Origin of the sequence: uncultured Dokdonia sp. (genome assembly GCF_947492815.1) — a bacterium.
Lineage (GTDB): Bacteria > Bacteroidota > Bacteroidia > Flavobacteriales > Flavobacteriaceae > Dokdonia.
This window is the reverse complement of sequence record NZ_CANLOB010000035.1, coordinates 1-15,855: the sequence shown is the minus strand read 5'-3', so window position 1 is coordinate 15,855 and position 15,855 is coordinate 1. Positions and strand designations below refer to the sequence as shown.

The 15,855-nt window shown below is 34.2% G+C and carries 12 protein-coding genes; 11 read left to right on the top strand and 1 reads right to left on the bottom strand.

The annotated features are described in order from the left end of the window. The first annotated feature begins 77 nt into the window (after window positions 1-77). The 5 genes from gldK to Q1A01_RS21435 all read left to right on the top strand — a co-directional run bounded on the left by gldK (window position 78) and on the right by Q1A01_RS21435 (window position 5,848). Complete coding sequence (gene gldK, locus Q1A01_RS21455; protein ID WP_299684981.1) at window positions 78-1,451, top strand: gliding motility lipoprotein GldK; 1,374 nt, start codon at window positions 78-80, stop codon at window positions 1,449-1,451. A gap of 67 nt (window positions 1,452-1,518) precedes the next feature. Then, complete coding sequence (gene gldL, locus Q1A01_RS21450) at window positions 1,519-2,160, top strand: gliding motility protein GldL (protein WP_299684979.1); 642 nt, start codon at window positions 1,519-1,521, stop codon at window positions 2,158-2,160. Window positions 2,161-2,209: 49 nt separating this feature from the next. Further along, complete coding sequence (gene gldM / locus Q1A01_RS21445) at window positions 2,210-3,769, top strand: gliding motility protein GldM (protein ID WP_299684977.1); 1,560 nt, start codon at window positions 2,210-2,212, stop codon at window positions 3,767-3,769. A 12-nt stretch (window positions 3,770-3,781) separates the two neighbouring features. Beyond that, window positions 3,782-4,681 carry a gliding motility protein GldN gene (gene gldN / locus Q1A01_RS21440; RefSeq protein WP_299684975.1) on the top strand — a complete coding sequence of 300 codons (900 nt, stop codon included), beginning with the start codon at window positions 3,782-3,784 and terminating at the stop codon, window positions 4,679-4,681. A 108-nt stretch (window positions 4,682-4,789) separates the two neighbouring features. Further along, on the top strand, window positions 4,790-5,848 hold the full coding sequence (locus Q1A01_RS21435; protein ID WP_299684973.1) for an FAD-dependent oxidoreductase: 1,059 nt from the start codon (window positions 4,790-4,792) through the stop codon (window positions 5,846-5,848). On the opposite strand, the gene Q1A01_RS21430 is transcribed toward Q1A01_RS21435, so the two are convergent. Further along, entirely contained in the window at window positions 5,845-6,240 is a 396-nt protein-coding gene (locus Q1A01_RS21430; RefSeq protein ID WP_299684971.1) for a DUF983 domain-containing protein, read from the bottom strand. The two genes, Q1A01_RS21435 and Q1A01_RS21430, sit on opposite strands and share 4 nt — an antisense overlap. A gap of 81 nt (window positions 6,241-6,321) precedes the next feature. Between Q1A01_RS21430 and Q1A01_RS21425 the strand changes: the two genes are divergently transcribed. The 6 genes from Q1A01_RS21425 to Q1A01_RS21400 all read left to right on the top strand — a co-directional run bounded on the left by Q1A01_RS21425 (window position 6,322) and on the right by Q1A01_RS21400 (window position 15,061). Further along, a complete protein-coding gene (locus tag Q1A01_RS21425; protein WP_299684969.1) occupies window positions 6,322-8,238 on the top strand; it encodes an ABC-F family ATP-binding cassette domain-containing protein in 1,917 nt (638 codons plus the stop codon). A 121-nt stretch (window positions 8,239-8,359) separates the two neighbouring features. Then, window positions 8,360-9,529 (top strand): HlyD family efflux transporter periplasmic adaptor subunit, encoded by a 1,170-nt coding sequence (locus Q1A01_RS21420; protein WP_299684967.1) that lies wholly within the window; start codon window positions 8,360-8,362, stop codon window positions 9,527-9,529. Window positions 9,530-9,531: 2 nt separating this feature from the next. Further along, window positions 9,532-12,771, top strand: a complete 3,240-nt coding sequence (locus Q1A01_RS21415) for an efflux RND transporter permease subunit (RefSeq protein ID WP_299684965.1) — start codon at window positions 9,532-9,534, stop codon at window positions 12,769-12,771. A 1-nt stretch (window position 12,772) separates the two neighbouring features. Continuing rightward, window positions 12,773-13,483 carry a hypothetical protein gene (locus tag Q1A01_RS21410; RefSeq protein WP_299684963.1) on the top strand — a complete coding sequence of 237 codons (711 nt, stop codon included), beginning with the start codon at window positions 12,773-12,775 and terminating at the stop codon, window positions 13,481-13,483. A 7-nt stretch (window positions 13,484-13,490) separates the two neighbouring features. Continuing rightward, on the top strand, window positions 13,491-14,849 hold the full coding sequence (locus tag Q1A01_RS21405) for a TolC family protein (RefSeq protein ID WP_299684961.1): 1,359 nt from the start codon (window positions 13,491-13,493) through the stop codon (window positions 14,847-14,849). A 32-nt stretch (window positions 14,850-14,881) separates the two neighbouring features. Beyond that, window positions 14,882-15,061 (top strand): CPXCG motif-containing cysteine-rich protein, encoded by a 180-nt coding sequence (locus Q1A01_RS21400; protein WP_299684959.1) that lies wholly within the window; start codon window positions 14,882-14,884, stop codon window positions 15,059-15,061. The last annotated feature ends 794 nt before the right edge of the window (window positions 15,062-15,855 follow it).

Sequence of the window (15,855 nt, the reverse complement as noted above, 5' to 3'; positions counted from 1 at the left end):
TAGGTAAATAAATTGTTTATTTGAAAATAAATAAATAGGTTTACGCCCTAAAATCTAGAATACTTAACCTATATCCTATGAAAAAGTGTGTTGCATTTATTGCGATAATGACTTTGTTATACAGTTGTGGCAAAGGAAACGATCGAGGAGAACTTGTCGGTGTTAAAGGCAAGAGCTGGCATCCAGAAAAACCTTACGGAATGACCCTTATATCAGGAGGTGCATTCATAATGGGTAAAAGTGACGACGACATCGCTGCTGTAGAAGACGCCCCTACGAAAACAGTGACAGTTCGTTCATTCTACATGGATGAAACAGAAATTACAAATTCAGAGTATAGACAATTCGTAAATTGGGTTAGAGACTCAACAGTACGAACTAAGCTTGCTATTATGGCAGATGACTTAGGAGAGACCCCAGGTAGTGGAGGTATCGGTGACTTTGCATTTGCTGATGGAGATACTGAAAATCTAAATCCATATCAACAGTATATGTATGATAACTATTATGGATTAGGCGAAACTGGTTTTGAAGGCCGTAAGCTTAATAAAGATATAGATATTATATGGGATACAAATGAATATCCAGATGAGTATTACTCAGAAGTAATGGATACAATGTATATCCCTGTTGAAGAAGCATACAATGGTCAGCGTACTATTGATGTAGATAAACTTGAGTTTAGATATACATATCTAGATATTGAAGCTGCTGCAAGAGTTAAAGGTGGTAAGCGTAAAGATTATATCAAGACAGAAAGAGTAAAGGTGTATCCTGACACTACTGTTTGGATTAAAGATTTTGCATACTCTTATAATGAGCCTATGCATAATGATTACTTCTGGCATGATGCTTATGGAGATTACCCTGTAGTAGGTGTAGATTGGATGCAAGCAAAAGCATTTTGTGAGTGGAGAACACTTCATAAAAATGAATATCAAAAAACAAAGAAGAGACAATTTGTTAATCGTTTTAGACTTCCTGGAGAAGCTGAGTGGGAATATGCTGCTCGTGGTGGACTAGAAGGAGGAGATTTCCCTTGGGGAGGTCCTTATGCTAAAAACGATAGAGGATGTTTCTTAGCAAACTTTAAGCCTTTACGTGGTGATTATGGTGCAGATCAAGCATTATATACTGTAGAGGCAGATGCATACGAGCCTAACGATTACAACTTATACAACATGGCTGGTAACGTTTCAGAATGGGTAGCGTCATCCTACGACCCTAACTCATATGAATATATGTCTACAATGAATCCTAATGTAAACGATATTTCTAATAGAAGAAAAGTAATACGTGGAGGTTCATGGAAAGATGTAGCTTATTTTCTTCAAGTAAGTTCTCGTGATTATGAATACCAAGATTCAGCGCGTAGCTATATTGGATTCAGAACGGTACAAGACTTCTTAGGACTTGATGAAAAGGTGAACCTTCGTAAGGCACCAAAATAAAATTGTAATTAATTACCCCAAATTATATTTAACTAAATCTAAACCTTAACAAAAAAACTAAATTATCATGGCACAGTCAAAAGCTAGTAAGAAATTAATGAATATGGTCTACGGACTAGGAGCAGCAATCGTAATTATTGGAGCTCTATTTAAAATTATACATTTTGAGATAGGACCATTAACTGGAAACGTAATGCTTACTATTGGATTAGTAACTGAAGCAATCGTTTTTGCAATTTCAGCATTTGAACCAGTAGATAGCGATCTAGACTGGTCTTTAGTATATCCTGAATTAGCAGGAGGTCAAACTAAAGGAAAAAAGAAAGAAGCACCAAAAGATGCTGAAGCATTACTTTCTCAAAAATTAGACAGTATGCTTAAAGAAGCTAAAATTGATGGAGAGTTAATGGCAAGCTTAGGAAATAGCATCCGTAACTTTGAAGGAGCTGCTAAAGGAATTGCTCCTACAGCAGATGCAATGTCTTCTACTAAGAAATATAGTGAAGAGATGGCGTTAGCTGCTGCTCAAATGGAGTCATTAAATAGTCTTTACAAAGTGCAAGTTGAGTCTTCTAGCCGTCAAGCTGAGATTAACGAGCAAGTAACTCAAAATGCAGGAAAACTTAAAGAGCAAATGGAAAGCTTAGCAACAAACCTTTCTTCTCTTAATGGAGTGTATGGAGGTATGTTATCTGCAATGTCTAAATAATTTAAGTTAGTTACCATAACTAATAACTAACCTTTAAAAATATAAAGACATGGCAGGAGGAAAATTATCTGCAAGGCAGAAAATGATTAACTTGATGTATTTAATATTCATTGCGATGCTAGCTTTGAATATGTCTAAAGAAGTACTTCAAGCATTTGGCTTAATGAACGATAGATTAGAAGAGAATAACAGCGCTGCTTCAACTAGAAACATGGCGTTCCTTAATAATCTTGGCGAAAAAGCAAGTGAACAACCTGAGAAGTTTCAAGCTTTAAAAGCAAAAGCAGATCAGATTAATGTATTAGCTGACGATCTTTCTAATTACATAGAAGATTTAAAGAAAGGCGCAATTTCTGAAGAAGAACGTTTAGAAAGCGGTCAGTTAAATGCTGAGTTAATGGATAAAGGAGATTATTTTGATGGTCTTTTATTCATAGGTGATAAGTTGAAGCCAGAAGGACAGGCATTTATAGATAAAATCGATGCATTTAGAACTGGAGTTGTTGGAATTTTAGGTGATTCAGATCAATTTAAAGATATTGTTGATGCTGTTAACCAAAAGTTTAACACAGATGGAGTTAAAACAAATGACGGTCCTACAGTTGACTATTTAAACTATCATTATTTTGGATTCCCAGAAATAGCATCTATTGCTAAAATGTCAGGACTCCAGAATGATGTGAAGACAACACAATCTGAGGTGCTTTCAGCAATGTTACAAGGACAATTAAGTGAAGAGATTTCTCTTAAAAATTATCAAGCTATTGTTATTCCAGACAAAACAGCTTTCTTTTCTGGAGAGAAATTTACAGGAAAAGTAGTTCTTGGACGTTTTGATAATACATTAAACTTTGATAAAGTTGTTGTAAATGGATCAGAAGTGAATGATCTAAAAGCAGGTCAAGTTCAATTGAGTCTTCCTACAGGTAACGTAGGTACAAAAAAGATTCAAGGTGAATTGTTTTATACAGAAGGAGGAGAGCAAAAAAGTATTCCAATTGCTTCAGAATATACAGTAATTAACAGACCTAATTCTGCTACAATTGCTGCAGATAAGATGAATGTAGTATATCGTGGTGTAGAAAATCCAATGACTATCTCTTTTGCTGGTGTTGATGATAATAGTGTTTCAGCTAGTGGAAATGGATTACGAAGAGTTAAAGGTAGTTCATATCTAATGAGTCCTGGAAAAGGTAAGACGGTTACTATTAATGTAGTTGGAAAATTACCAGACGGAGCTGCTGATGCAAGAGACTCTAAGGAATTCCGTATTAAAGATATACCGAGACCTACAGGAACGATGCGTAATGATGACGGTGGTGCATTAAAGATGACTAGAGAAGCAGTAGGTGGAGCACCTGTTGGAGCAACATTAGTAGACTTTGATTTTGATCTTAATCTTAGAGTGAATAGTTTTAAGTTTAAAGCGCCAGGATCTGCTACTGTATTAGTACAAGGGAATAAGTTAAACCCTGCTGCTAAAAATGCACTTAAGAAAGCAAAAAGAGGCTCGACTGTGCAAATATTTGACATAAAAGCTAAAATACAAGGAAACTCATCATATAATCTGAGAAAAGTTTCTCCTGTGATTATCGAGTTAACAAATTAATAATTAATAATTATGAATCTTAAGAACTTAATTCTTATAGCGTTTGCATTTATAATGACATCTTCTGTATTTGCACAGGGAAATATCCTTAATGCAAAGACTCCAGACGAAATGTTTGAAATAACAGAAGAGCAGAAAGCAAACGATAATGACGAACCACTTCCATATGGATATGTAGAAAAAAGAGATGTTCTTTGGTCTAAAAATACATGGGAAGTAGTAGATCTAGATGAACGTGTGAACTTTCCTTTATATTACCCTGTTGATACAATAGGGATAGGTTCTGATAGACGTTCATTATACCAAGTCTTAATGAAAAACATTAAGAACGGAACTATAGATGCAATCTATGATGATTCATATTTTACTAATAAAATTACCTTAGATGATATTTCTGCTGCACTTAAAGTAACAGATACTGCAGATGATGGATTTAGAGAGCTTAATGAAGGATTGCCTATTTCTGATTATAATATCGAAACAAAAACAATAACTGCTCAAGATATCAATGCATATCACATTAGAGGGTATTGGTATGTTGATAAGCGTCAAGGTGAGTTGAAATATCGTTTGTTGGGTATTGCACCTGTATCAACTGATATTAATTTTATTGGATCGGAAGATCAATTTGGTCAAGAACCTTTGGAATTGTTTTGGGTATGGTTTCCAGGAGCTAGAGAAGTTTTACATAAAGCAAAAGCATTTAATCGTAAGAACACTTCCATGCCTATTTCCTTTGATCACTTATTGAATAGTAGGCGTTTTAGTGGTGTTATTTATCAAGAAGATAATGTGCAAGGTGATCGAGAGGTCAAGGAGTATATTAACAATAATGCGATGATGCAATTACTAGAATCTACTCGTATTAAAGAAACAATTCGAAATCTCGAACAAGATCTTTGGAATTACTAATGTAATTTTAATATAAAATTCAAAAGCCATTTAGAAGTATTCTAAGTGGCTTTTTTTATTGCCTTTTTTAAATATGTAATCTCAGTGTATAGATGTTATCTTTGCTTTATGCGAGATGTAGATTATATTATTGTGGGTTTAGGATTGGCAGGTATAGCTTTCTGTGAACAGCTAGAAAACGCCCATAAAGAGTTCTTAGTTTTTGATAGTGGTGTAGATGGTGCAAGTCGCGTAGCAGCAGGGTTGTATAATCCTGTGATCTTAAAACGATATACTTTGCCTTGGAAGGCGACAGAACAATTAGATATTGCAGTACCTTATTTTAAAAAGATTGAAAAAAAGATTCAAGCGCAATGTATGCAAGAATTGCCAGTTCAAAAAGTCTTTTCATCTATAGAAGATCAAAATAATTGGTTTGCAGCTTCAGATAAACCAGAATTGGAACGTTTTATTGCTACGGAGTTAATCCCAGATAGTAACCAGTATATTGAAGCGCCATACGCATATGGAAAAGTGTTAGAAACTGGAAGGATTGATATAAAATTACTTCAACAAAAGTATCAAGCATATTTGGAGTCTAAAAACGCTTTCGCGAAAGCGGAATTTGAACACTCAGCAATTGAATTTACATCTAATGGAGTAGTGTATAAGGAAGTCAGAGCAAAACGTATTGTATTTGCTGAGGGTTATGGTGTAAAGAAGAATCCTTATTTCAAGCAATTACCTTTAGTAGGAAATAAAGGGGAATATATCATTATAAAGGCAAAAGACTTGAAGCTAACAGCAGCTATTAAAACATCTTTCTTTGTGGTGCCTCTTGGAGGGGATTTGTATAAAGTAGGCGCTACATTTAATTGGAAAGATAAAGATACAGAGCCGTCAAAAGAGGCGAGAGAAGAACTTATTGAAAAATTAGCTTCTTTAGTTTCTTGTGAGTACGAAATTGTAGACCAAGAAGTAGGAATCCGCCCTACAGTAGGTGATCGTAGAGCTTTACTTGGAATCCATCCAGAGTATTCTGAGTTGGTTGTTTTTAATGGCTTAGGAACACGTGGTATTATGATGTCTGCTATGCTAGCGATGCATCTTTTTGATCATTTAGAAAACGGAAAAGATCTATTTAAAGAGGTGAATATAAGTCGCTTCGGAAAGAGGAAGTCAGATTAAGCTTTGACTAATTGATCTTTAGTGCTATCATATTTCATGAAAAAGTTAATCCAGATATTTCGTGAAAGCCTCATAATAATAGGTAGGAATAGTACCATAGTGCCTACAATTGCAAAAAAAGTATTTAATAACGTGGCTCCAATAAAGAAATAGGTAATAGCAAATGCGATACCTGCAAAAATAATTCCTACAGGATAACTTACATACATGGCTCCATAAAAAAATGATGGTTCAATTTTATATTTAGTATTGCAGTGAGAACAACGCTCTTTCATATCTAATGTTTGTGATAGTACATAGGGATTAGATTGAGTATACATAGATTCATTCTGGCAAACAGGACATTTGCCAAATAGTATACTATTGATTTTTGTTCCTTTTAAAAATGCCATAATGATGTTGATTTACAGTACAAATTTAAGCATCTTTGCATTCTTCTTTTAGAGAAGACCATAATTTTTATCTATTGAGAAATGCTTAATATTCATAACCTTTCAGTATCATTTCAAGGAGAATATCTTTTTGAAGAAATAACTTATAGACTTAACGGCGGAGACCGTGTAGGACTTGTTGGAAAAAATGGAGCTGGTAAATCTACGATGTTACGCATTATATCTGGAGAGCAAGAATATGATACCGGCTCTATTGCTATTGAAAAAGAAATACAGATTGGATTTCTAAAGCAAGATATTGACTTTATAGAAGGGCGTACAGTACTAGAAGAATCTTATGAAGCATTTTCTGATATTAAAAAATTAGAAAAACAGCTTGAAGAAATAAATACGCAACTTTCTGAACGTACAGATTATGAAAGTGATAGTTATAATCAATTGATGATTGACCTTAATGAGATCCAACATCAATATGAAATACATGGAGGGTACAATTATCAAGGAGATACCGAACGTATTTTACAAGGATTAGGATTTCAGAGAGAAGATTTTGATAAACTTACAGATACATTTTCTGGAGGATGGCGTATGCGTATTGAATTGGCAAAACTATTATTACAAAGTAATGATATTCTCCTGTTGGATGAGCCTACTAACCATTTAGATATAGAATCTATTATCTGGTTAGAAGGATTTCTTAAAAATTATACGGGAGCTGTTGTTATTGTATCTCACGACAAAATGTTTTTGGATAATGTGACAAATCGCACTATTGAGATATCATTAGGTCGTATATACGATTACCCTAAAGCCTACTCAAAGTATCTTGTATTACGTAAAGAGTTAAGAGAACAACAGTTGGCAGCTCAAAAAAATCAACAAAAACATATTGAGCAAACAGAAAAGCTTATTGAGAAATTTAGAGCAAAAGCTTCTAAAGCTACAATGGCACAATCACTTATTAAAAAGCTCGATAAAATTGATCGCATTGAAGTAGATGAAGATGATAATAGTGTGATGACACTTAAATTTCCAGTGTCTGTGACACCAGGGAAAGTAGTTGTTGAAGCAGAACATGTGGCAAAGAGTTATGGGGATAAAAAGGTGTTGCAAAACATTGATTTATTGGTGGAGCGAGATACTAAAACTGCTTTTGTTGGACAGAATGGTCAAGGAAAATCTACATTAGCAAAAATTATTGTAGGAGAATTAGAGCACAATGGAACTCTTAAATTAGGACATAATGTACAGATAGGGTATTTTGCTCAAAATCAAGCAGAATATCTAGACGGTAGCAAAACAGTGGAAGATACTATGATAGATGCTGCCGATGAAAAAACAAGACCAAGAGTTCGTGATATTTTAGGATCTTTCCTTTTTAGAGGAGAAGAAGTAGATAAATATGTACGCGTGCTTTCAGGAGGAGAACGTAACAGATTAGCACTTGCTAAAATGATGTTGCAACCTTTTAATGTATTGGTAATGGATGAGCCTACCAATCATCTTGATATAAAATCTAAGAATGTATTAAAAGATGCCCTGAGAAACTTTGAAGGGACACTTATTGTTGTATCTCACGATAGAGATTTTTTACAAGGCCTTACAGATCGAGTATACGAATTTAAAGATCATCGTATCAAAGAATATCTAGGAGATATAGATTATTATCTGGATGCTCGTGCAGTTGAAAGCTTACGCGAAATAGAAAAAAGAGACGATCAACCTGTAAAGACAGAAATCAAAAAAGACAATAAGCAATCATACGAAGATCAGAAAAAACTCAAAGGGTTAAATAATAAGTTAAGTAAAATAGAATCTCAAATCAATAAATTAGAACGCGAAATCAAAGCAATAGATGTTGAGATGGAGGTCAATTATGATGCTACTGTTGCGCAACCTAACTTTTTTGATAATTATCAAGCTAAAAAGAAAACATTAGATCAGCTAATGGAAGATTGGGAAAAAACCTCAGAACAAATAGACGCTATAACATTGTAATGTAGCTTTTTATCGTGTATTTAAATTTAGCAGTTTTTTAACGTTTCTCCATATTGCTGTTTTTAGCTTTGCATAATTAGATAAACGGTCTGTTCTCTAATAAACTTAACTCAAATTTTATATGCGAAAAGTTATCATGACAATGCTAGGAGTAATCCTTATTACTGCTGCCTATTTTGGAGCGCAAAAAATTGTAGAAAGTAACCAAAAAGAACGGCCAAAGCCCAAAAAAGTAATAAAAACAGTTTTTGTAGATACAATTCAAAACGATGTTGTTCCTATACGGGTAGCTGCTAATGGAAACCTTGTTGCTCAAAGGAGATTAGAACTTTTTTCAGAAGTGCAAGGAGTTTTTCAAAAAGGAGGGAAGTTATTTAAACCAGGCCAGTTGTATTCAAAAGGTCAAACACTTTTAAGACTGAATAGTTCAGAATATTACGCTACGGTACAATCGCAAAAAAGTAACTTTTATAATCAAGTTACGGCAATTATGCCAGATTTACGTTTGGATTACCCTGATGCTTATAAAAAATGGCAAACCTATCTCGATAATTTTGATATCAATAAATCAGTACCGCTACTACCTGAAGCAACTTCAGAAAAAGAAAGCTATTTTATAACTGGTAGGAATATTACGACTACATATTACAATATAAAAAATCTAGAACAACGTTTAGGTAAATATAAAATTACAGCACCATTTTCTGGAATTTTAACAGAAGCACTCGTTACAGAAGGAACACTTGTAAGACAAGGGCAGAAGTTAGGAACATTCATTGAAGCCGATGTTTATGAGCTTGAAGTAGCCATTAGTAAACGATACGCAGACCTACTGGAAATAGGAAAAAAAGTAACATTAACTACGTTAGATGGAGAAAAAGAATATGAAGGAACGGTGTCTAGAGTTAATGGTAATATAGATGTGGCCTCTCAGACAATTAATGCATACATAGAAGTAAGGGATAAAAACCTACGAGAAGGAATGTATCTTGAGGCAAGCTTAAATGCAAAAGAAGAAACAGATGCCGTAAATCTAAATAGAACGCTCTTGCAGCCTAATGATAAGTTATTTGTAGTAAGGGATTCTATACTGGATCTTATAGATGTAAATCCTGTGTATTTTTCTGAAAAATCAATGGTTGTTAAGGGTATTCCTAATGGAACTACGATTGTGAGTAAACCTGTCCCAGGAGCATACGCTGGCATGTTAGTCAAGGTGTACCAAGGCGATAATAAAAGAGATTCAGTAAAAGAAACAGAATCTGAAAGCACTACCGAAACACCTCAGTAATTATGCGCAAACTTATTACGTATTTTATTAAGTACCACGTAGCTGTAAATATAGTTGTACTTGCTTTTTTTGTGTTTGGTGTAGTAGGTGCATTAGCACTGAAATCTTCTTTTTTTCCTTTAGTGGGCTCAAAAAATATCAATATCAATGTTACATACCCCGGTGCTTCTCCTCTAGAGGTAGAAGAGGGAATTGTTCTTAAAATTGAAGATAACCTAAAAGGATTGGACGGTGTAGAGCGTGTAACTTCTACATCAAGGGAAAATAGCGGTAATATTAATGTAGAAATAGAGAAAGGAAAGGACATTGACTTTATGTTGCTGGAAGTTAAAAATGCAGTAGACCGTGTCCCTTCATTTCCTGTAGGTATGGAGCCGCTAGTTGTAGCAAAACAAGAAGCCATCAGACAAACAATATCATTTGCGATAAGCGGTACAGATATTCCTTTAGCTACATTAAAACAGATAGGACGGCAAGTCGAAAATGATTTAAGAGGTATTGATGGAATTTCTCAAATTAATGTTACTGGATACCCCGCAGAAGAAATTGAGATAGCAGTAGATGAGAATAGCCTATTAGCCTATGATTTATCATTTAATGAAATATCACAAGCAGTCGCTAGAGCAAATATTATTACTACTGGAGGAACAATTAAGACTGAGGAAGAAGAATATTTGATTAGAGCAAATAGTCGTTCGTATTATGGTAACGAATTGTCAAACCTTGTGGTGCGTTCAGAAGCTACAGGAAGAACTATACGTCTCAAAGATGTGGCAACTGTAAGAGATCGTTTTGCAGAAACGCCAAATGCAAATTTCTATGATGGAGAGCTAGCGGTAAATGTTACCATCACTAGTACAAATACAGAAGATCTTATCTCTTCTGCAGAAAAGACAAAAGAATATGTAGAAGAATTCAATCAAAAATATAATAACGTACAGCTAAATGTAGTAACAGACCTTTCTATTACGCTAGTGCAGCGTACAGCATTACTTACAGAAAATGCAATAGTAGGAATGATTCTGGTGCTTATTTTTCTTTCCCTTTTCTTGAATACGAGACTTGCTTTCTGGGTAGCCTTTGGATTGCCAGTAGCATTTTTAGGAATGTTTATGTTTGCAAGCTATTTTAATGTAACCATTAATGTATTATCATTATTTGGGATGATTATTGTTATCGGGATTTTGGTAGACGATGGTATTGTAATTGCAGAAAATATCTATCAGCATTATGAGCGCGGAAAAACTCCTATTCAAGCAGCAGTAGATGGAACCATGGAAGTAATTCCACCTATCGTATCTGCAATTATTACAACCATACTTGCCTTTGGAATATTCTTGTTTCTAGATGGACGAATAGGTGATTTCTTTGGAGAAGTTTCTGTGGTTGTTATTTTAACGCTGGTAGTCTCGTTAGTAGAAGCTTTGATTATTCTTCCTGCACACCTTGCGCACTCTAAAGCATTACGTAAACAAGAAAAGCCTAAATCAGGATTAGGAAGATTATTCTCAAAATTACGTTATATCAATAAAGTTGGAGATGCAATTATGCGTTGGCTCCGAGATACATTATACAGTCCTATACTTCGATTTTCCTTAAGATATAAATTCTTTATGTTCGCTCTTTTCTGTGTATTTATTTTGTTGACAAAAGGAAGTTTTGATGCTGGTATTATACGAGGGGCATTTTTTCCGCAAATAGCCAGTGATCAGATTAGAATTACATTAGCAATGCCTAATGGTACCAATGAGAAGGTTACAGATAGTATTATTTCTTTAATCGAAAGTAAAGCGATGGAAGTTAATGATGAATTGTCTAAAGAATATTTTACTGGGGATGATGATAGAATCCTTGTAGAAAACTTTATTAAAAATCTAGGACCAGGAGCTTCAGCTGCATCATTAACAATCAATTTACTTCCCGGAGAAGAAAGACCCGATGAGATTACTTCAGACCTGGTCACAAATCGCTTACGCGAAAAAGTAGGCCCGGTGATAGGAGTAGAGAGCTTGGTGTATGGTACGGGAGGAAATTTTGGGGGTCGCCCTGTGTCTGTTTCTTTATTAGGGAATAATATTTCAGAATTAAAAGCAGTTAAAGCAGAACTAAAACAAAATCTAGAAAGCAATCAGTTGCTAAAAGATGTAACAGATAATGATCCTGCTGGTATAAAAGAAGTACGTTTAGAACTTAATGATTATGCGTACTCATTAGGACTAAACCTCAGAGATGTGATGTCTCAAGTTCGATCTGCCTTTTTTGGGGTGCAACCACAACGTTTTCAAAGAGGTCAAGACGAGATAAGAGTTTGGGTACGTTATGATAGAGACAATAGATCCTCTATCAATGATTTAGATGATATGCGTATTGTGGCACCTTCAGGAGAACGTATTCCCTTATCTGAAGTAGCAACCTATACTATAGAACGAGGAGATGTAGCCGTAAATCACTTGGATGGACGTAGAGAAATTCAAGTGTCTGCAGATATTAAAGACCCTAAAAATACAAGTTCTACAGATGTAATGGCAGATATTCAGAATATAGTGATGCCAGAAATCTTATCTAAATACCCAACAGTAACTCCATCGTATGAAGGTCAAAATAGAGAGGCTGGAAAATTAATAAGATCTGCAAGACCTGTTGGCTTAGCTGTATTATTACTCATATATATAACGATAGCATTTACTTTTAGAAGCTATAGTCAACCATTAATGCTGTTGTTGTTGATCCCGTTTAGTTTACCTGCGGTAGCTTGGGGACATTGGATTCATGGATTTCCAATTAATATTCTATCTATGTTAGGCATTATAGCGCTTATTGGAATTATGGTGAATGATGGTTTAGTACTTATAGGAAAGTTTAATACCAATTTAAGGTCAGGAATGACATTTGATAATGCAATCTTTGAAGCAGGTCGTTCTAGATTTAGAGCTATATTCCTAACATCTATTACAACAATAGCAGGACTAGCGCCTCTTATTTTTGAAGCAAGTAGGCAGGCACAGTTTCTGAAACCTATGGCAATTTCTATTGCATATGGTATTGGTTTTGCAACACTTCTTACCCTAATAATGTTGCCTATATTCTTGTCATTTAGTAATTGGGTTAAAATTAATATAGGGGTATTAAGTATTGGTAGAAAAGTAGAGAAAGAACAAGAAGAACGTTCTGTTAAAGAATTAAAAGAAGAAGAACATCACAAAGAAGATCCTGATGAGCTTGTAACAATAGTAAATAACTAGTATGAATTTATATAAAGAACATACTAATCGAGAATTGTTAAGCGTCTTTGAAGAAAGACAAGCATTGACGTATGAAGCGCAAATTCAACTTAAAGATGAAATTCTTTATAGAAAGCTTGCATTAGATGTAAAAGACTTAAATAATACAATAGCTGAAAAATCAGAAGCTATTAAAAATTTAGAATACCTTAAAGATCTAGGATATAAGTCTACAGGATTAGAAGATACTGTAAGGATCATAAGAATGACAAAAGCCTCTATTCTTGATATTGTAGCAATTGTTTTAGGTGTTGTACTAAGTTATTTCGGACTTGTTAGGTTCATTAAAATTATATTCGGTTTTGTAGGTGATGCTCCTTTTGATTTGATGGCTTTTTTGTCAGATGGAGCTGTTGTGGTGATTGGGTACATTGGATTTAATATGCTATCAGGTTTTAAAAGACTCATAGATCATATGGGATTTGAGCTATTGTCAGAAAAAGGATTTGTAAGATTAAAAAAACGTTTTGATCTCACCTTAGAAACTAAGGAGTTTAAACCTGAAGAGGTCGCTATTGAAATAAACGGAGGTGAAATTGTACTATCGCTAGGCAATGTACCTGTAATCACGGGAAGCTCTGATAATTTAATTCAGCGTATGACGATAGAAGAATTGGCTTTAAGAATTAAAAATAATGAAGAGGTACAGGAAGATGAACAAGAAGAAGCATAGTTTTTATATGATAAAATGGTTTTATAGCGCGCTTATTTTTTTATCCGCTTTCGCGAAAGCGTATGCACAAGAAATCCCGTCTGAAATACTTTCTAAAGAAGAAGCAGTAGCGATAATGCTTGAAAATAACTTTGGAATTCAGTTAGCAAATAATCAAGTAGCTATCTCTGAAAATAATACAAGCATCTTGAATGCTGGGTTTTTGCCTAGTCTTACGGGAAATGCAGGAGCAAATTTTGATAGGACAACGAGTAATACAGATTTTGGTGGAGCAACAGATCAAGATGGTAATCCAAGACCAGATATCGAAATTGTAGGAGCTGAGACCACTCGATATAATGCATCTATCAATCTAGATTATACGCTGTTTGATGGATTAGGACGCTATTATAATTACAAACAACTTAAAGAGCAATACAATCTTACACAATTACAAGCGAGAGAAACGATAGAGAATACCATGTTGCAATTATTCTCTGTATATTATGAAGTGGCGAGGCTGAAAGAAAATGTTCTTATACTAGAAGAAGCGCTTCGTGTAAGTAAAGATAGAGCTGTTCGGGCACAATATCAGTTTGATTATGGACAGGTAAATAAACTTCAAGTCCTGAATGCAAAAGTAGATATTACGACAGATAGTATTAATGTGTTGAATGCATGTCAAAATTTCAGAAATGCACAACGCGATTTGAATGTAGTGCTTAATAGAGATTTAGAAAAGACTTTTCAGGCAGATACTACTATTACTTTTGTAAATGCATTAGTTATTGATAGTCATATAGAACAATCAATACAAAATAATGTAACCCTACTTCAATCTGAACAAGATATAGTGATTAGTGATTATCAGATTAAAAGTGCCAGAGCATTATTCTTGCCCACAGTAGGTTTGACAGGAAGTTACGGATGGAACCAATCCAATAATCCAGCTTCAGCCTTTTTTCCTAGTACAACGTCTACTTCTAATTCACTTGCGGCAGGAGCAAGCTTGCGTTGGAATATTTTTGATGGTGGTAGATCAATAATTGCGCTTAAAAACGCTAAGATATTTAGAGAAAGTCAAGAATTGGTAAAAGAACAACTAAAACAGCAGGTGCAACGAGATATTGCCAATGCCAAAGGAGATTATAGAAATGCACTGACAATTTATGATCTTCAAACTCAAAATGTAAAAACTAATGAAGATAATTTTAAACGTTCACAAGAACGTTTAAAGCTTGGGCAAATCACAAGTGTTGAGTTTAGACAAGCGCAATTAAACCTGTTAAATGCACAAGTCACTAAGAATACAGCAAAGTATACTGCAAAATTAGCAGAGCTACAATTATTACAACTTACAGGACAACTTCTTAATGTTGCTTTTTAAGTATAGAGATATTATACTTTAAGAATACGAGTATGTTTGAACATTTTTTTCAATGTCCGCACTGTTGGGAAGAAGTGTCTATGTTAATAGATCCTTCTGTAAATACATCATATATAGAAGACTGTGAGATTTGCTGTAACCCTATTCAGATATCAGTTGCTTTTGATCAAGGAGAGTTACAATCTTTTCAAGCCGAAAGTATCGAACAATAAAGCGTCTTTCTTTACAAATTTAGTGTACATATAAGAAGGAGTGCTGGTGAGTTTTCTATTGGTTAGAGTTATTTGTTTTTCAGTCATTTACATATTTTTTCAAAAAAGGCTGTTATTTTTCTTTTCAGTTAAAAAAGAGGTGTTATCTTTGCGGTCCGCTTTCGCGAAAAGAGTTCTTTATAAAGTTGTTGTTTGTTTGTAGGAATAGGTTGAAAAAAAATATTTTTTTAATTTGTTTTAGAAGGAATAATAATTGTACATTTGCACCCGCTTTGAGAGAGGGATTTATGTAGGAGAGATAAGTAGAAAGCGTTTGTTCATTTATATAGTTTTAGTGTTGTTTTTTAAGGATTAAAAAAAGATTAATTTTTTTCTTTTTTTCTTTGCTGGAAAGAAAATAATAGTTGTATATTTGCACCCGCTTTGCGAGGGAGGTTATTTCGCAAGAGTTCATAAGTATATTGTAGTGATTTGGTAATTGGTTTTAACAGGTGTGTTAAAGCATTAAAATAGGAGGTTCGATTCCTCTACACTAACCAAGAAAATTGATTACTTATTAAGAGTAATTATTTGATTAGAATTTTAGGTTTTAAGATTTAGGATTCTAAGTTCATTGACATATTGAATTGACAGCGCGTATAATTTTTAAATTATACAAGTTTCTATGAGTTTATAGGAACTATAAAAGAATTGAAGACTAGAAGAATTTTGAGACGATTAATTTCTTATTTATTGTGAGTTGAAATATATTAAAGACACACGATGAAGAGTTTGATCCTGGCTCAGGATGAACG